The organism is Acinetobacter sp. ACNIH1, assembly GCF_002934695.1.
Taxonomy (GTDB): Bacteria; Pseudomonadota; Gammaproteobacteria; order Pseudomonadales; family Moraxellaceae; genus Acinetobacter; species Acinetobacter variabilis.
In genome coordinates, this window is sequence record NZ_CP026420.1 from 2,125,125 (window position 1) to 2,142,564 (window position 17,440).

Below are 17,440 nucleotides of genomic sequence, written 5' to 3' on the forward strand. Positions count from 1 at the left end.
ATAACTTTATGAATAAGTATTTGTATTTATATTATTTATCGGCTTTGTTGCACAAAGATTTGAAATGCAAAGCGCCCCTAATTGAGCCAAATTTAAGGCGTAACTTGGGTAAGTGGTCGACCTAATTCCGTAAATCTGTTGAGGACTGCTACACGTGCATGAATTTCATTCACCTGACTAGGAAAGCTTCTTGCCATTAATTTATCGCCTAATAATTTGATGCAATGCATCTTGGTTTCCACCAAACTGCGGCGATGATAGCCTGACCATTTTTTCCATAATGTCCTGCCTAAACGTGTAACTGTTCGAAGTAATTCATTTCGCTCTAGCGAGCTACTCTTTGTATCTTTCCATGGTTTCGCATTTTTTCTAGGTGGAATCACCGCATGTGCTTGCCGATCTGCAATGACCTGACGGCATTGCTTGGTGTCATAAGCTCCATCGGTATAAACAGAGTCAATCTGCTCATCTTGTGGAATCTGATTAAGTAAATCACCAAGCACCTGTGAATCACTGACATTATTGGTTGTGAGCTGAATAGCGCGTATTTGTAGGGTTTTGGCATCTATACCAATATGTAGTTTACGCCATTGGCGACGATATTCAGCTCCATGTTTCTTGCGTTTCCATTCGCCCTCACCTAGAAACTTCATGCCTGTAGAGTCTACGAGTAGATGCAGCCCATCGCTACTTTTTTGGTAGCTGATTGCAATATCAATATGCTTTTGTCTTCTACAAAGCGTACTGTAATCTGGTGCTGTCCAATTTAATCCGCAAAGTTTAATCAGACTTTGCACAAAGCCAGTGACCATACGTAAAGACAAACGGAATAAGGATTTAATCATTAAGCAGCATTGGATAGCTGCGTCGGAGTAGGTTTGATTTCGCCCTTGTTTGCCTTTTGATAGAGCATACCATTGCGTAGCAGGATCAAACCAAATGGCAATATTTCCGCGACTCATGAGTGCTCGGTTATATGCGGGCCAATTGGTTGTGCGGTAGATTTTGTGTGTAGGCTTCTTCATTTGAAAATTATATCGCTGAAAAAGCCTTTACAGATAGGTTTGTGCAACAAAGCCGTTTTCTATTAGTTAATACTAATTCTTTATCAGGATTTTCTGCTAATTGTTTTTTCAAATTTGCAGCACTGCTCCTTGCCACAATAGTAGTCATTTGAGGGTATTTTCCTAAGGTTATATTTTTTTGTTTTCCCTGAAACCGATAGGAGTATATCCATGTCTTTCTACCATTCGCAAAAACATGAAGTTGAAGACCTCCTCCATCACTTAATTTAAGAGGAGCTTTGCCAATCCCTGAGTGTTTTGCATCTTTAATTTCCTGAGCTTTTAACATCTTTATCTATTCCAAAATTTAACTTGGAAATAGTTTTATACCAACACTTATACCAACACAATGCGTGAGACTTTAAGAGATTCAAAGGAACTTCAAGAAACAAAAAGGGCATGAAAATCATTAATTTTCATGCCCTTACAGACCATATGAGACTATATGGATTTGAATTTTGGTGATGGCGTCAATTGAACAAATCCAATAAGTTACTGTTTTATATAATTTAAAATTTATACAAAAATCCCAGTGTACACCACAGTGTACAAATTATATATTGCTAGGCCATTTTCTCTAAGTTTAGTTGCTATATCGGGAGTTACATTCATATAAAAACACTCCCCCTCGCGCGCCCGCGCATTTTCTTGGTTATTGTCTGACGGTATAGCGGTTTGCTGTGTTTTTTCGCTCCCATCATTTAATTGAAGCGAAATAGAGTATTTAAAGCTGCTCCTCTATTTGGTGGCTCAGGTAGGGTCAGATTTAGAATCATATCCTTTGTGGTGAAGCTCCTCTTTTTTGTGGTGCTTATGCTGTACGTCACTTTTAACTGTCAGTGATTTGTGAGTGACTTTAAGGTACTCACTAACCATCTTTGAGCTGGTCAGTAGAATTTCAGATTTTAAATCCACATTCAGGATGCTGAATTAACTTAGCCGTCCAAGTGGCTGATTAAGTAGCTCGGCTGTTTATATACACCCAATTTTGGATATATCCCCCAGTGGGGGGGGTGATTCTATGTTGAGGCCATTTGTAGAAGTGACCCGCCCGAATAATCACACTGTAACTCTATTGGGATTTTAAAGGTCAAAACTATATTTGAAGCATCCCTCGCGTGCGCGCGCGTAGTTGTTACGAAACACAACGCAATTTTTCGCTCAGTGAATACCGTTGCTCACTTTTAAGCATGGGCATAGCGATAGCGGAATTTCACTATCGGTCTAGGCTTTTAGGGGTGGTCATTTTGACCATACCCACACTGTGTGACTGTACGAAAGTTTCGTAGTTCATTAACCAACGCAATTTTGCTTATTTCCCCCAATGGGGGAAATGGTCCTGATCCGTCCGCCATTGGCGGTTATACCCGTTCCACTACTACACTTTAAGTGTAGTGAAAAGGAATACTACCTGACCTACACTAACCCGGTAACTGAATGGTCATTATCACCATGCAGACCATCCCTTTTTTATGGACTCCGAAAATTCAAAATTAAGCAAATATGAATTGCTTAAAATTCTCTTTCATAGGGTTTGTTTCGCAAAAGACATAAATGGAATAATTACCCCCTGTTTTGTCGTTCTACGTCGTACAAGAAAGGAAGAAATTAGTTCTACGGTATATCGTTGATTTACCTTGACAGCACCTCACCAAAAACACCCTAAAAACCATGTAAAAGCCTTATCAGATAAGCATTACATCTATTCTATTAAAATTACATTTTGTCTAGGTACGTCTAGCAAAATCCGTATCAGTACGTATCAGTAAATGGCCTTAAATCTTGCATGACGGACCTTTTGCACTTGTTTGACAAGGTACTGATAAAAACACCTATAAAAATGTACTCAAAACCAAGCCATACAAGGCATACGGCGTTTTACTTAGATATGCTGTTTGTCATGCTACGTCCAACAAGAAATATGGTTTTGTCCTGCTACGTCCTGCTAAATTTTGCTTTACAGGGTAATTATTGAAATTGATGCTATGCCAATTACAGCAAGGCATACGGGGATTTAATAAATTTGATTCCGTAAAGCTACGTAAAGCAAGAATCCTAAAATTATTCTTTACGGCGTTTATTTAGTTTCCTTGATAGGACACCAGTAGAAAGACCATTAAAACAGCTTCAAAGCTATATACGGCAAGGTTTACCGTTTCTTGACGGTTGCTTGATTTCATCAAGGTACATCAAGGTAAAACCCCCTATTTTGTATAGCTACGTAAAGAATTTTGACCTTATTTCTTGTTTTACAGCACCACATAAAAAAGACCATCAAAACCACACTCAAACATAGTAATACCAAGGTCTACGCCGTATTAATGTCAGGTTTTGTGAGGTTCTAATACTTACTATCACTATTCTTAGTGAGTTATCCAAGATGAACCGGACGGCGAAAAATGTCAGAAACGCACAGCAAATATGTCAGAAACGGACAGTTTCCGGCTGTGTAACGGTAGACATGAGTATTTATTGATCTAATTTTCAGGCATTAAAAAAGCCCACTATTGTGAGCCTTTCTTTTTCTTCATATCTTCATTCAATTGTTCTTTAACCCATCCGCTAAAATCATCCAGTTTATTAGCATGGCCAATAGATCGGCATCGTGTGAATTCTCAGTATTGAAGCTGACTGGCTTTTGCTTGCGCTTTTTCTCATAGCGAGTTTTGGGCGTGTCGTTAGGCTTGTTCATGCAATGGCCTGTATATCGCCCCCGATATGCGGGCTTTTTTTATTGAATAAATGCTTCTTCCATAGGGTTTGTTTCACAAAAGCATTTCTTTCATAGGATTGTTTCGCAAATTGAAGAAATGTAGTGATTACATGCCGCCCTAATTTCAGGTTTTATCAGGTTTGATAAGTTAAGCGAGTTTTACGATTAGCAAAACTTCTGTATCATTAACTTAATTATTTAAATAAGAGTATGATTATGAAAAATATAATATTAATTTCAGCGTTGCCATTAATCTTGATTGGTTGCGGAAATCCTAATAGTAAGCCTACCTATGGCGATTATGGATTACCTAAGAATTGTCGAGCACTTATACAAGCAAATATTGATGGATGGCGTTCTAAGCAATATACAACTGAAGAAGCCATGAATTCTATCGAACGTAACTGTGGTGCTAATGGAAAAAATTGGGACAATTAAAAAAAAACACTATTAAGTGCTTTCCTGATGTATAGAAGAAACCCCACATGTATTTGGCAACAGTGGGGTTTATTGGCATCTCTCTTTAATCAAAATAGGCCCATCATCTTCATACCGCTAACTTGACCGATTGCCTGTGATACACCATTCCACATATCGGCACTTGCCTGACCTTTTGCTAAAGCCGCACCCGCTTGTGCTGCACCAGACTGTTGATACAGGTTTGAAATATTGCTAGCTGTTTGCATGCCAGCATTACCTGTCCCTGCTGCTGCGTTCTGACCTAGCGCAGTCATGCCTGCTAGGTTTTGATAACGCTGATTGATTAATTGGTTAAGCAAGTGCGGTCTAAACTGTGCTAATGCTGCTTGAGTGTTGCCACCACGTATCCCACCAGTAGCCGATGCATTCTGCAAAATGGCGTTTTCACCTTGTTGCAAATAGGTTTGCATTTCAGAGCTATTGTTAATGTTGTTAATCGCTGCTTGTTGGGCTGTATTACCATTGATTCCAAGCAAATCTTGCTGACCAGTTAAACCGCTAAGGCCTGCATCCGCATAAGGTTTTAAGAGTTTCTGAACTGCATCAAACTGTCGGCGCTGTTCCTCTACTCCCATTTCAGATGCTTCAATTTGGGCATTCGCTGCTGTGTTTGCTGCTTTTCTTTGTGCCCTGGATGATAAAGCACCACCAACCACACTGGCACCTACCATTCCTACTGCAAGTTTTGTTCCTATTGCTGCTGCTGCGATTGGCATAAGCATTCTCCTGTTTTTAAAATTACTTTTTTAGTGATTAATAGCCTCTTTTAGCTATTCAAAATTTTTAGTAAATCAACCTTAATAGACTGCTATTTTCTCCCACAAAATTTATTCTTAATTTTACCATGCTATTATTTAAATTTATTTATTAATTCAATAATTTATGTAAGTTTTTACGTACAAATTTGACATGATTTCTATGTGTTTTTATACCGATATTTTCATTAAAAAATTGGGTTCTAATTTCAAGTTTTATCAAGTTCAAGGTTAAGTTTTATTAAGTTCAATCTACCAGTGAGGGCTAACCAGTGGGGGGATTTCATATCTTATGGACTGGCCCAAAGTGGATACCACTCCAAACCGCACCAGCAAAAAAAATCCTGTTTAAGTTAAAAGTTAAAATAAAGTTAAAGGTGCTTACTATTGCTTACAGCTACAGCGTTTTGAATGTCAAGTTTTGACAAGTTCTAAGGTGAGGTTTTGTGAGGTTTTGAACTTAGGATTTACGCAGTCTGCAACCACAGGTTTTGACAGGTTCGGACTAACATTTACTAACAAGCACAGCGTTCTAAATGTCAGGTTTTGTCAGGTTTAGGCTAAGACTTGATGAAAGGTACATCATTTATAAAATATGGCTATATCGAGCAATCAGGGCGGTTCTGTGCATATCCTGAATAACAGGTTCAAAGCGTTTGAATGTCAACACCCTGGGCATTTTGAATATTAGGTTTTATAAGGTTTTATAAGGTTTTTAATCAATTGGAGAGCTAGAATGTTTAAACAAAAGTATATCATCACTGTAGAGTCTGAGAGTCCACCAAAAATATGTCTTGGAGACTCTATCTACGGCGCTACAGTTATTGCAGTAGAAGTAGAACAGTATCCTGATTTGGTTGATCTAGCATGGCTTATGAAAAGATTTCCAATATCTAGACAAGCACTTTCTAAAAGGTTGGAAATATTTAATATGGGAGTTGGGAGGAAAAAGCTTTATGACCCAAATATTGTGATTCCGTTTCTTAAGACAAAATTAAAAAATCGTAGAGGACGACCAAGGACAAATTTTTAGCTTTTTGAACGTTAAGTTTAGATAAATTTTGCGCTTCTTGAATGGCTTTTTGAATTTCAGGTTTCTTCAGGTTTTCATGCCCAACAGAGTAGGCGGTCTTTTCGCTATAACCCGCACGAATAGCAGCCTGTGTAGCATTCAGGTCTATCAAATACTCATCGACAAACCTTTGTTGTTTATCTGTAAGCGTCCGCTGAACACACCTTATGAATTCGTCCTATAAGCCTTAATTTAGTCCCCACTTAAAAACAAGTGGGGACTAAAATTTATGACTACAAATCACCAGACATCCATCGCATCTCTTGCGAAAAAACGAAGAACATACAGTGCTGAATTTAAACAGCAGATCGTTCAGGCTTGTAAAGCACCGGACGTTTCAATTGCTTCGGTCGCTTTGCAACATGGATTGAATACAAATCTCGTATCCAAATGGATTCGCTTAATTGATGCTAAGCCAGGGAATGATCGCTCACCACTACCGAATAAACCTGCATTTATTGCCTTATCCTGCTCTGCACCATTAGATCCTACTCCTACTGACATGTTAACGGTTCAAATTACTTTACCCCACTCAAAAGCAGAAATTGGCTTGAAATGGCAAGTATCAAAAATATCTGCTTTAGCAGAATTACTCAAGGCACTGGCAACATGATCCGTATCGATGAAATCTGGTTGTCTACCCAGCCCATGGACATGCGAGCAGGAATGGATACGGCCATGGCTCAGGTGGTGAGAGCCTTTGGCTACATCAAACCGCATTGTGCTTACCTGTTCTGTAATAAACGTGGCCATCGCATGAAAGTACTGGTGCATGATGGACTGGGGATCTGGCTGTGTGCCCGGCGGCTGGAACAGGGCAAATTTCACTGGGCTAAAGTTCACCAGGGTGAAAGCGTAGCCCTCAGCCCGGAACAGTTACAGGCACTGATCCAGGGTTTGCCCTGGCAGCGCATTGGACAACAGCAGGTAGTGACGATGCTCTAAACCAGGTTGGTGCATTCTGCTATTCTCCAAACGTTCTATTTCCTCTGCGTCATGACCTCAGGCATACTGAGGTCATGAATACGCTGCCTGACTTAAGCCAACTGACCCATGAACAACTGCTGGAATTCACCAGGCAGTTGGCGCTGCAGCATCAGTCTCTAGCACAATCAAACCAGCAATTAGATGCCAGAGTTCAACATCTTGAAGTCACCAATCAGCAATTAGATTCTAAAGTTCAACATCTTTCTATTCTCAATCAAAAATACGAGCATGAACTCGCACTATTTAAACAGCACAAATTCGGCAGTAAAAACGAACATCTCACTGCAAAACAAATCCATCTCTGGGATGAAGCGGTCGAAGAAGATATTGCAGCCGTTGATCTGGAACTGGAACGGCTGAATGCAGATAAAACCGATGCAGCGACAGAGAAAGCCACAGTCAACAAACCTAAACGTCGACTGCTGCCGGATCATCTACACACCATCCGTATTGAGCATGAACCTGCATCAACCCAATGCAGTTGTGGCTGCCAGTTACGTCGTATCGGCGAAGATATCAGTGAAAAACTGCATTTCAGACCGGCACAGTTCTATAAGGAACAGCATGTGCGTGGCAAATGGGTCTGTGATCAGTGTGACACCCTGACTCAGCAAGCGATGCCTGCCTATGTGATTGATAAAGGCATTGCTTCACCTGAACTGCTCAGCCATGTGCTGGTATCGAAGTATGCCGATCATTTGCCGCTGTACCGTCAGCGCCTGATCTATCAGCGGGCGGGAATCGAGCTTTCTAGATCAACGTTATCTGACTGGATAGGTCGCTGCGGTGTAGAACTGGAGCCTCTGGCCAATGCCTTAAAAGAGGTGGTACTACAACAGCAGGTGCTGCATGCAGATGAAACACCGGTCACCATCATGCGGATGGGTGAGAATGAGAAAAAACCGAAGAAAGGTTATGTCTGGGCCTATGCCACTACACAGTACAATCCAGTTCAGGCGGTGATCTATGACTTTCAGGATAGTCGTTCAGGCCAGCATGCTGCAGAGTTCTTGAAAGGCTGGCAGGGCAATCTAGTCTGTGATGATTACAGTGGTTATAAAGCACGCTTTAAATCAGGCCAGGTCATTGAGGTGGGCTGCATGGCCCATGCACGTCGTAAATTCCATGAACTGCATGTGACCGGGAAAAGTCAGGTCGCTGAACAGGCCTTAGTGCTGATTCAGAAACTGTATGCGATAGAAGCAGAACTCAGGAAAAAGACCGATGGTACAGCGGAAGACCGCCGCGAATACCGACAACAGCACAGCCAACCGGTGATGCAACAACTGTATGAATGGCTCAACCAACATTATCTGACGGTGCCATCGAGTTCTCCAACCGCCAAGGCCATCAATTACAGTCTGAAGCGTTGGCCAGCCTTAAGCCGCTATCTGGATGATGGCAATCTACCCATTGACAATAACTGGGCAGAGAACTCAATGCGTCCCTGGGCATTGGGCCGTAAGAACTGGTTGTTTGCAGGTTCGCTGCGCAGTGGACAGCGAGCGGCAAATATCATGACTTTAATCCAGTCAGCAAAGCTGAATGGGTTGGATCCGTATGCCTATCTCAGTGATGTGCTGAAAAGGTTGCCGACACATAAAGTGACCCAAATAGAAGAATTACTGCCACACCGCTGGAAATCCGACCAAAATTAAAAAATAGGCATGGGATTCAGCGGACGCTTACGTTTATCTGTCAGGCCTGCCATAAATATTTACTCTCCAGATTGCAGGTATTAAAAAACCTCCCGAAGAAGGTCTTAGTGGATAAGGCTTAATAGCCATATTTCTTTTCTTTTAATTCATGATATAGGTCGCTGGTATCACCCCAGCCCCACAATAAGATCAATAAAGGTATGGTAATCAGGCCCCATCGAAGCAAATTATAATTATCAATAAGCCAGGCATTGAAAGGATACATACCCATAATATTGAAATTGGCTGCCCCATTTAGAAGAAAGTAGTAAGCTAGAGTAAGGACAGGTGCCAAAACAATATAAAAAATGGTCCGCCTTAACACTCTTGGATACTCACTAAAGATAGTGCTCAGATATTCTAATTTTTCACCAATCCATTCCATATTTTACCCCATAAGCTATTATTTAAAATAAATATATCGGGTTGCTTGGTTAATGTACAAGCTATTTTAAATCATCCGGCACAGTTAAATGCACACCCAACTTCACCACAGCAAAGTCATACAGTATCAATACTTAAGATTGCCTGTCCTCCCTACAACAATTAAATTAACGTAAGAATTAAGCCAGTAACTCAGCTTTCCATCCTTCAATGGTTTTTCGATTAACCCTTCATTGATTCGAGCGTACAAAGTTGGGGATGAAATATTTAGACGCTCTGCAAATTCCCTTACACCAACACGGCGTTCATCTTTATGGGCTAAAGCTTTCTCCAATCCCTCGACTTTTGAAAGGATAGTTTTTAATAATTCAGTATTATCCATGTCATATTCTCCTATTATTTCAAGCTCTCTTTTTATGGACTCCGAAAATTAAAAATTAAGCCATATATCTTAAATGTAAGGCTATGTATAATGCCTTGCCTTTCGATAAGGAGGCCATTCATTAAAGCAATTGCAGCTCATCAGCTCGAATCTCTGTCACTTCCCGATCTACTCCTTTACCATCCTTCCACTTCCTTGTACGTAATGAGCCTTCAACATAAACCTTTCCGCCTTTCTTGAGGTACTTACTGGCAATCTCGGCTAAACGGTTGCTGGTGGTGATTCTGTGCCATTCTGTGGCCTCTTTGCGTTCGCCAGTGGTCTTGTCCTTCCAGAAGTCAGTAGTTGCTACACTGAAAGTAGTAACGCTTCCGCCGTTGGGAAATTGCTTAGTTTCAGGGTCACGGCCTAGTACACCCATCACAGTTACTTTGTTTACGTTTGGCATTGGTTTAAATCTCAATTTATATATTTTCTTCAAAAGTCTGACTAAATGACTAAATAGCCCTGCAACTATTGATATATAAGGCTCTGTATTTAGCAGTCACCTAAAAACTATCTGACTAAGCGACTAAATAGAATTAATCATTTAAGTTTTCCGTTTAGTCACTTAGTCACTTAGTCACTTAGTCAAAACATGACTTCTAAACGAAAGCCCTTTAGCTGTAAGGCTTTCAGGCTCATTTAGTCACTTAGTCACTATTCTACTAAACAAGGGTGAATTACAACGTACCTTGTACACCCTATGGATTCGATCTTGATATGATTTGAATCTCAATTTATATATTTCCGACTTATAGAAAACCTTGCGATTCTGCGATTTTTAGCTGTATGCCCTATATAGCTTGGCTTGGCGTTTCGCTTGGGGTTTCCGACTTCTTGCGACTTTGCGATTTCTAGATGCGATTTTTATAGCCCTATCTTCACTAATCGCAATAAATCGCAGCGTGTCGCAATCAAATCGCAACTTATTTGCGACTTTTAAAACCTTTATTAGCAAGGCTTTCATGTCAAAAATCGCAGAATCTCAGCTATTTCAGTAATAATGGATTCAACTCAATGTATTGAGTTCGGTTAATAGTGGTTAATCTCACAAAATTATGGTCGACCAGTTCATCTAAACAACGGTTAAATTCCTTAACTGCTCTGAGCTTGGATGGCGCACCCTTCAATGCAAGCGTTTTAGCAAGTTGGTTTGTCTGGTCTGCATTGCATTTGTTAATTAAATAACGTGAAAGACGCTCTGCATCACTTTCAGACTTAACCTCAATATCTGCATACATTGCCCATTCATTCAAGGAATGCTTAACGACCTCACAAGCTCCCTTGAGGGTCTTGGCATCAATCCACTGTAGACCTTCAAAATAAGCGAATACAGTAGCCAAACGGCGCGCTAATTGACTGGCACGACTGGCGAATGCTTGTAGATACTCATAACGCTTCCCTTTGCCTTGTAACACCTCAAACATATTATAAAATTCTTGGTCTATATCCTTTGCCTCGTCATTCATAGGCAGGACGTAGCGCCCATTGTGTAGCTCATGCTCGGCTTTTACGTGTGGGCAATCATCAAGTAAATACTCGCAGCGCGTCCAGTAGGCTATAAGCCTATGGTCTGTACTTGCATTCTTATTTCGATAAATTGCATCCTGCAGGCGTGTACCTGCTAGGTTTTCAGGGATAGTCAGAATAAATCTAGGTAAAAACCCCTGTCCTCTTAATACTGGGTCTTTTAACGCATCTGCTAAGACTTCATGTTGTCCCTGCAAATTAAACGTCAATCGAACATCATAAGCTCGGCCACTGCCGTTTAAGTTTGACTTAGATCGAGTACGCTCCACAAAACCATCATCAAATAACTTTGCATAGCCTCCCAATGCTTGGTTGCGTGTATCGCCTTTCATGGTATGGCCACCAAAAAACTGCCCTGCCTCATCACTGGCAATAGAGGCATTACTCAAGATGCCATCAATATATAACCCAGCAATAGATTCAAGGGTTATATCACTGTATAGGGTGCTAGGGTCATTCGGTGGTGGATTCTCTGCACAATATGCCTCCCGGTCTTTTTTAGGTAATCCAGCTTGTGCTGTTTTCCATTGCTCAAGCTCTTGCCGATATGCTTCATATTGTTTGCGTTCATACTTGATGATTGCCTGATCTGCCAGGTTTCGACTCGTACTCTTACGGCTTCCGCTTTGGCCTTCGGTAAGAAGATATAAACTACATGGCTCCCCCTGAGAATTGAAGGGATGGGGTGCATTTACCTTAGCTTGAGCAATATGTGACATTGCCCCAATAACACACTGAGCAGTCATGGCAATTGGTGATTGCACATGCTCAGAAATAGCCCTTACCGCCTCTTGTGCCAGTGGTGGCAGTGCGTGTATCGGATAAGGGTTTAAAATGGTTTCTGATTGAGATAATGGCAATAACTCGTCCCACTCGGTAGGCTTACTTAATAGGTCAATAGCCTCATCCAGGAATGCCAGTACTTCACTTACACTTTCATCCTGGCTTAATTCAATCTGAAACTCGCTTACACCAATTTTTAAATACTGGCATAGTAGTCTAACTGCCGTACTCTGCTCCAGCTTTTTAAATGGCTCAAGGTGCATTTGTTCAATTCTGACAGGTAGGTAAAGCTGTTTATAACCTGCCTGTGACAGCTGGTTAATCACAAACTCAATTTGTTTAAAGTCAAACGGCTTGAGTTCTGTTTTATGGTTGCTACATAGGGTAGGCAGTAGCACCAATACAACGGCGTAGCCAGTCTGGGCAATCTTAAAGAATGCCTCTAAGCTGTACGTGATAATGACAGGCTTAGCATGGTCAAAATCACCATACCTTGCAAAGCCTCTAGCCAATCCATCAGGTATGACGGCCACGCGCTGCCCATCTTGCATGACAGCACACTGTACAAGCTCCATTTGCCCATCATAGATAGGCATAATCAAAGGCTGTGCATAGGTAACGCCGTTTATATCCACATTGCCATCATCAGCATAGATCGGCTGCTCAGGACTGCCAAAACGCTGTATTAATGGATGTGATGAATAGGCACCATTAAACGATACAAGCTGCTCACATTCAGCTAAAATAGCTTCGGGTGTTATTAGTTCTTCGGGGTGGTCATAATCAAGCATTGTGGCTACCCCCTTTATCCGCAACCGCATAAACCGCAGTTTCTAATGATTCTTTTAATTGTCCTACTGCTAAGAACAAGCCGTGCATAGCTGCTGCTGTGTGGCCTTTGGATAAATAAAAATCTGCAAGTTCTTCAAGTGTGACCAAGATGCCAGTAGCCTGATTAATAAACATTGAAATATTTAACTTAGTTTTCGCACTAGCGCCCTCAATATCTTCTAAAGCACCATTTGCCAGCATTCCGCAAACGCTCATCATGGCCTTAGCCTTATTATCAGACAGGTCACACTGGTCATAACTGACATACAAGCGAAATAATGAGCCTTCTAGCGACTCAAGAATGACTTGGGCATTTTCTAAAAGGTCTTGAGCTGTTTTATTGATTTGATTTGACATGATTACGCCTCCTCACTTTCGAAAGCTAAAGGCAGGATCCGCTCGATCATTTCCAATTTTGTTTGAATTTCAGCAATAAGATTGGCGACAATTTCCGCTTTAATCATTAATTTGTTGCCACCATCAAAACATTGAAAAGTGGCAATTGAAATATCCTTTGCACTGGCCACTAATTCATAAGCAACGTCTTGGGCATTCAAATGATTTGCTTCGGCATGGGGTGCAAAAAAGGCACTGGTATAGCCTAGAGATGGGTTGTGGGTTTTTTTGATCTGATTCGACATGATTACACTCCCCATACTTTTTTAAGCATTGAGGAAATGCGCTGAACTAATCCCTGCTTTTGTGCAAAGTCTGCTGACTGGATACGCTGGCGTGTAATTTGATGAATATTTTTAGGCATGATTAATGCGCTCCTGAATTATTTAACGGAGCTTTGCCAATTACGACCAAGTAATTATGGTGGCAAAGCTGAAAGGGGTTGGTCGACCAGTAATTCAGGTAACTGGCACACTCGAGAGTGTCCCCCTCCAACTTCGCCATAGAGATATGCGAACGCATAGAGAGATTACACATACAAAAAAAGCCCACGAAGCGGACTGTATGCGCTGAATATTTATAGCCGACCAAAGCTAACTTTGAGATTTTGCTCAAAGCCTGATTAATATAACCATACTTTGGTATGTTAGCAAGATTCTTCAATCGATTTTTCATGCTTTCACCTCACTGCACACGGTTGATATGGATATTTGAATTAATCAAAACGCCGTCATTTGATAATCCGACTTGCTGGCGGTTATCCATCATCTGCAATAAACGCTGTTCTGCTTCTTCAAAAGTAATGCCGAAATGCTTTGCAATATCCTCTAACTGGTACATAGGTTCGCCGTCATCCGTATAACCGCTAGGCGATGGCAGCAGGTTTAATTCCTTCGCCTTTTGGTGCATCTCTGCTTTGATATGCTCAGGCGTGTAGTGCATCGTCAGTAGAAATGCCTGGTCTGTGATTGGGTGATGCTCTCCATACTGTGCCAGCATCGCCTTATAGTGGTCGAAAGCCTTGAAAAACTCGGGGTTTACATCATGGTTCATTGTGTACCCCCTCGAAACTTAACTGTAAATTTGCTTTGCATGTTTGGATACGCATTGCATTTAAATGCTTTTCACGTTTACGACGATGCATGCCATGGCTGTGGAACGTACCTTTATCCTTTGAGACCTTCTCTTGCATGCACAAGCGGTTTAGTTCTTCATAAGCAGTCTGTCTGGCTGAATATGAGCCAGTCTTGCGGATGGATGGCAATACTTCAGCAAATACCCATGTTTGAAAGCTAAGTGCTTCAGGTTTGGTAGACCGGAATACAATTCGGTAAAGGTTTTCTTCACTAATAAAAGTAATATTTTGATTACCACCATTGGTAGGGGTATACAAAGTATGTATACCCTTCTCATTCATGCTGAATCGACTTGTATGGGCGTTTCTAATATCTAGCGCCTTACACACATCGGGAAAACAAAACAAAGGTTCACCATTAGCATCCATAGCAACTCGAACGCCGTGCTTATTGAAATTAAATATAGCTAGATTCATGCTGCCACCTGCTTAAGCTCATAACGTGCATGAGTGCCTCTGGCATCCTGGTTTGGTTCGTTGTGGGTCACGATGTAGTGCCCAGTTGTACGTAGACGCTGAATGACAGCGCTCAGGCGATAACATCGATAAAGGTGAATAGCCTCGGCTTGTGAAATAGTTTTGCCTTGTTTGAGATGTTCTAAAATCTGTTTTAATTGGGTGTTATTCATGTTCTTATGCTCCTGTTTTTGCCAGTGCGTCAGACAATTTGTGAATCGTTCCGATGTGGATTATCAGAACATCCTTAGCATCTGCATGTTTCATCATGTCGGCATGCTCTTCACGTAGCCCTTTGACTGTTCCACTAAAGCCCCGAACCCCTAAAAACTTCATAGGCTCATCATTTACGATCAAGTCTGCTTCTTCATCCGCTTCGCCAGTCGGACAATATGAAGCAAGGGCATAGGCGTATAGATCGGCTGGGCTTGTAATACTCAATACATCAAGTGTTAGCGGCAGTGTAAAAATGACCCCCTAACGGCATTTAAAAACTGACCCCCTTGGTTAATATAGCGGTCATTTTGGACTGCTCAACATGTTAACTTTGGAGCAAGCAGTGACAATCCAAATACTTCATCAGCAAGGTAAATCCATTAAAGCCATTAGTCGTGAACTGGGGGTGTCCCGAAATACCGTACGTAAATATTTACGGCAGAAGGAAACACCTCAGTATCGGCGTACACAACCTAGAACAAGTATTCTTGATCCATATAAACCCTATTTACTCAAACGTGTAAACGCAGCTCATCCTGAATGGATTCCTGCTGTTGTGCTCTACCAGGAAATTTTAAGGTTGGGATATCCAGGAAAGATCAGGATCTTGAGGGAATATCTCGCAACATTAAAACCAGTTGCTAAACCGGAACCGATCATTCGTTTTGAAACCCAACCTGGCCAACAAATGCAGGTGGATTTCACCACGATTCGACGCAACAACACGACTTTGAAAGCCTTTGTCGCAACATTAGGGTATTCCAGAGCGACTTTCGTGAAATTTTATGATCATGAACGTACCGATGCATGGATCGATGGTCTAGAAAATGCATTTCAGTTCTTTGCAGGAGTACCTCAAGAAATCCTGTTTGATAACGCTAAAACGATCATGATTGAACGGGATGCCTATCAGGAGGGGCAGCATAAATGGAACCCCAAACTGCTCGACTGCGCCAAGAAATACAGCTTTCGTCCTCGCGTATGTAAGCCCTACCGTGCACAGACCAAAGGCAAAGTTGAACGCTTTAATGGATACCTCAAATCAAGCTTTATTGTGCCATTGAAAGCAAGCCTGAAGACTTCGGGTTTACTGTTAAATGTTGATGTCGCCAATGCCCACATTGGCCGGTGGCTGCATGAAACCGCCAATCAGCGGATTCATGCCACCACGCAAGAAAAACCGGCTGTTCGACTGCAACAGGAGCAGCAAAAATTTACGCCATTACCGCAATCAGATACAGGTTCTGGCACTGTACCTGTTGCAGCAGCACAGCATGTCATGCCCTACGAGAGTTTGCAGCATCCCTTATCGGTATATGATCAGTTGCTAGGAGTTTCCTGATGAATCTGCAATACGACCGTATAGAGCAGCTTTGCCAAAAGCTCAATCTGCCTGCCATCGCATCACAATGGTCACATCATGCACAACAAACATTAGGTCAGGATGGAAGTTATGCCGACTTTGTTGAAGCAATCTTGACGCATGAATATGCTGCCAGGCAACAGCGCAGTCAGCAGGTACTGATGAAACTCTCAGGCCTGCCTCAAGTCAAAACCCTGGAAGACTATGATTTTAATTATGCCCTAGGGGCCCCTAAATCACAGGTGATTGAACTGTTCAATCTGAGCTTTATTGCTAGAGCAGAAAATGTGGTGTTTCTGGGGGCTAGCGGAGTAGGAAAAACGCACTTATCTATGGCATTAGGCTATAAGGCCATCATGAACAACATTAAGATCAAGTTCATTACCGCAGCGGATTTAATGCTGCAACTGAGTACAGCCTATCAGCAAGGTAAATTGAAAACCTATATGCAGCGTGCGGTACTGGGACCAAAGTTACTGATTATCGATGAAATTGGTTATTTACCATTTGGACGTGAAGAAGCGAATCTGTTCTTTAACGTGATTGCCAAGCGTTATGAAAAAGGCAGTACGATATTGACGAGTAACTTACCCTTTAGCCAATGGTCTAAGTCATTTGCGGATGATGTCACGTTGACCGCTGCGATGTTAGATCGGCTATTACATCACTGTCATGTGGTACAAATATCGGGTGAGAGTTATCGTTTGAAGGGTAAAAAAAGAATTGGGATTCAGCCCCAGGTTGAAACTTAATACGAGATCAAAGGGGTCAATTTTACTTTGCCATTTGTAAGGTAAAAGGGGTCAATTTTAGAATGCCGTTGACAAAGTACCAATTGTGTGAAGGTCTTTAGCTTGTTGGCCTCGGCCTTTAGGTAGTCATCAATTGAATAAGGCTTTAAAAATACTTCTCGGCTTAACTCGGATGCTCGGATAGAAACATGGTCGAGTAGGTCAATTGCCTGGTCAATCTGCCTAGTATTGGTCTCGCCTTTTACTTCATTAGTGAAACATTCCAGTGCTAGACAGGTGAAGTCCGAAACATCAATAAAAAGGTCTCGGACCTGTTCTTGATTTGCGGCATGGTTGATTTGCTCAAGTTTACTTTGTGCCTGCTGGGTGATGCTGATTGCATCCTGTAGGGTAATTTCCATG

General features: G+C 41.6%; 21 protein-coding genes and 1 pseudogene. 6 read left to right on the top strand and 16 right to left on the bottom strand.

What is annotated here, in order from left to right:
• Window positions 1–92: 92 nt before the first annotated feature.
• Both C3F22_RS10390 and C3F22_RS10395 read right to left on the bottom strand, forming a co-directional pair.
• Window positions 93–1,025, bottom strand: coding sequence for an IS5-like element IS17 family transposase (locus C3F22_RS10390; protein WP_104426403.1), 933 nt, complete (start codon window positions 1,023–1,025; stop codon window positions 93–95).
• Window positions 1,026–1,032: 7 nt separating this feature from the next.
• Complete coding sequence (locus C3F22_RS10395; protein WP_005234424.1) at window positions 1,033–1,353, bottom strand: Arm DNA-binding domain-containing protein; 321 nt, start codon at window positions 1,351–1,353, stop codon at window positions 1,033–1,035.
• A 2,640-nt stretch (window positions 1,354–3,993) separates the two neighbouring features.
• On the opposite strand from C3F22_RS10395, the gene C3F22_RS10410 reads away from it, so the two are divergent.
• A complete protein-coding gene (locus C3F22_RS10410) occupies window positions 3,994–4,215 on the top strand; it encodes a kynureninase (protein WP_104426503.1) in 222 nt (73 codons plus the stop codon).
• 89 nt (window positions 4,216–4,304) lie between these two features.
• Here the strand turns inward: C3F22_RS10410 and C3F22_RS10415 are convergent, their stop codons facing one another.
• Window positions 4,305–4,973, bottom strand: coding sequence for a hypothetical protein (locus tag C3F22_RS10415; RefSeq protein ID WP_228203541.1), 669 nt, complete (start codon window positions 4,971–4,973; stop codon window positions 4,305–4,307).
• Window positions 4,974–6,070: 1,097 nt separating this feature from the next.
• Window positions 6,071–6,253: pseudogene (locus tag C3F22_RS10425) on the bottom strand (terminase small subunit); the annotation flags it as partial.
• A gap of 60 nt (window positions 6,254–6,313) precedes the next feature.
• Between C3F22_RS10425 and tnpA the strand changes: the two are divergent.
• The 3 genes from tnpA (at window position 6,314) to tnpC (ending at window position 8,729) form a co-directional block, all read left to right on the top strand.
• A complete protein-coding gene (tnpA, locus tag C3F22_RS10430) occupies window positions 6,314–6,697 on the top strand; it encodes an IS66-like element accessory protein TnpA (RefSeq protein WP_005094709.1) in 384 nt (127 codons plus the stop codon).
• On the top strand, window positions 6,694–7,029 hold the full coding sequence (gene tnpB, locus C3F22_RS10435) for an IS66 family insertion sequence element accessory protein TnpB (protein ID WP_004282310.1): 336 nt from the start codon (window positions 6,694–6,696) through the stop codon (window positions 7,027–7,029). The genes tnpA and tnpB overlap by 4 nt, the downstream gene beginning before the upstream one ends.
• Window positions 7,030–7,103: 74 nt before the next feature.
• A complete protein-coding gene (gene tnpC / locus C3F22_RS10440; RefSeq protein ID WP_104426504.1) occupies window positions 7,104–8,729 on the top strand; it encodes an IS66 family transposase in 1,626 nt (541 codons plus the stop codon).
• 118 nt (window positions 8,730–8,847) lie between these two features.
• Here tnpC and C3F22_RS10445 read toward each other — a convergent pair whose 3' ends face one another.
• From C3F22_RS10445 to C3F22_RS10495, 11 genes are all read right to left on the bottom strand, one after another.
• Window positions 8,848–9,153, bottom strand: a complete 306-nt coding sequence (locus tag C3F22_RS10445) for a hypothetical protein (protein ID WP_104426505.1) — start codon at window positions 9,151–9,153, stop codon at window positions 8,848–8,850.
• A 126-nt stretch (window positions 9,154–9,279) separates the two neighbouring features.
• A complete protein-coding gene (locus C3F22_RS10450; protein ID WP_104426506.1) occupies window positions 9,280–9,534 on the bottom strand; it encodes a hypothetical protein in 255 nt (84 codons plus the stop codon).
• Window positions 9,535–9,655: 121 nt separating this feature from the next.
• The gene (gene ssb / locus C3F22_RS10455) at window positions 9,656–9,982 is read right to left on the bottom strand and encodes a single-stranded DNA-binding protein (RefSeq protein ID WP_104426507.1); all 327 of its coding nucleotides are present in this window, start codon (window positions 9,980–9,982) and stop codon (window positions 9,656–9,658) included.
• 583 nt (window positions 9,983–10,565) lie between these two features.
• Window positions 10,566–12,680 (bottom strand): DUF3987 domain-containing protein, encoded by a 2,115-nt coding sequence (locus C3F22_RS10460; protein WP_171284727.1) that lies wholly within the window; start codon window positions 12,678–12,680, stop codon window positions 10,566–10,568.
• Window positions 12,673–13,077: a hypothetical protein gene (locus tag C3F22_RS10465; RefSeq protein WP_104426508.1), complete on the bottom strand. Its 405-nt coding sequence runs from the start codon at window positions 13,075–13,077 to the stop codon at window positions 12,673–12,675. Before C3F22_RS10465 ends, C3F22_RS10460 begins: the two co-directional genes overlap by 8 nt.
• Window positions 13,078–13,079: 2 nt before the next feature.
• Window positions 13,080–13,361 (bottom strand): hypothetical protein, encoded by a 282-nt coding sequence (locus tag C3F22_RS10470; RefSeq protein WP_104426509.1) that lies wholly within the window; start codon window positions 13,359–13,361, stop codon window positions 13,080–13,082.
• Between the two features lie 121 nt (window positions 13,362–13,482).
• Window positions 13,483–13,791, bottom strand: a complete 309-nt coding sequence (locus C3F22_RS18575; RefSeq protein ID WP_104426510.1) for a hypothetical protein — start codon at window positions 13,789–13,791, stop codon at window positions 13,483–13,485.
• 9 nt (window positions 13,792–13,800) lie between these two features.
• On the bottom strand, window positions 13,801–14,169 hold the full coding sequence (locus C3F22_RS10480; RefSeq protein ID WP_104426511.1) for a hypothetical protein: 369 nt from the start codon (window positions 14,167–14,169) through the stop codon (window positions 13,801–13,803).
• Complete coding sequence (locus C3F22_RS10485; RefSeq protein WP_104426512.1) at window positions 14,159–14,668, bottom strand: Bro-N domain-containing protein; 510 nt, start codon at window positions 14,666–14,668, stop codon at window positions 14,159–14,161. Before C3F22_RS10485 ends, C3F22_RS10480 begins: the two co-directional genes overlap by 11 nt.
• A complete protein-coding gene (locus tag C3F22_RS10490; protein ID WP_104426513.1) occupies window positions 14,665–14,880 on the bottom strand; it encodes a helix-turn-helix domain-containing protein in 216 nt (71 codons plus the stop codon). The genes C3F22_RS10485 and C3F22_RS10490 overlap by 4 nt, the downstream gene beginning before the upstream one ends.
• A gap of 4 nt (window positions 14,881–14,884) precedes the next feature.
• Entirely contained in the window at window positions 14,885–15,148 is a 264-nt protein-coding gene (locus C3F22_RS10495) for a hypothetical protein (RefSeq protein WP_228203542.1), read from the bottom strand.
• 97 nt (window positions 15,149–15,245) lie between these two features.
• Here C3F22_RS10495 and istA point away from each other — a divergent pair, with 97 nt between their 5' ends.
• The gene (gene istA / locus C3F22_RS10500; protein WP_104425964.1) at window positions 15,246–16,265 is read left to right on the top strand and encodes an IS21 family transposase; all 1,020 of its coding nucleotides are present in this window, start codon (window positions 15,246–15,248) and stop codon (window positions 16,263–16,265) included.
• Complete coding sequence (gene istB / locus C3F22_RS10505; protein ID WP_075167882.1) at window positions 16,265–17,038, top strand: IS21-like element ISAba8 family helper ATPase IstB; 774 nt, start codon at window positions 16,265–16,267, stop codon at window positions 17,036–17,038. The genes istA and istB overlap by 1 nt, the downstream gene beginning before the upstream one ends.
• Here istB and C3F22_RS10510 read toward each other — a convergent pair.
• Window positions 17,035–17,439 (bottom strand): hypothetical protein, encoded by a 405-nt coding sequence (locus C3F22_RS10510; protein ID WP_104426514.1) that lies wholly within the window; start codon window positions 17,437–17,439, stop codon window positions 17,035–17,037. The genes istB and C3F22_RS10510 overlap by 4 nt on opposite strands.
• Window position 17,440: the final 1 nt, after the last annotated feature.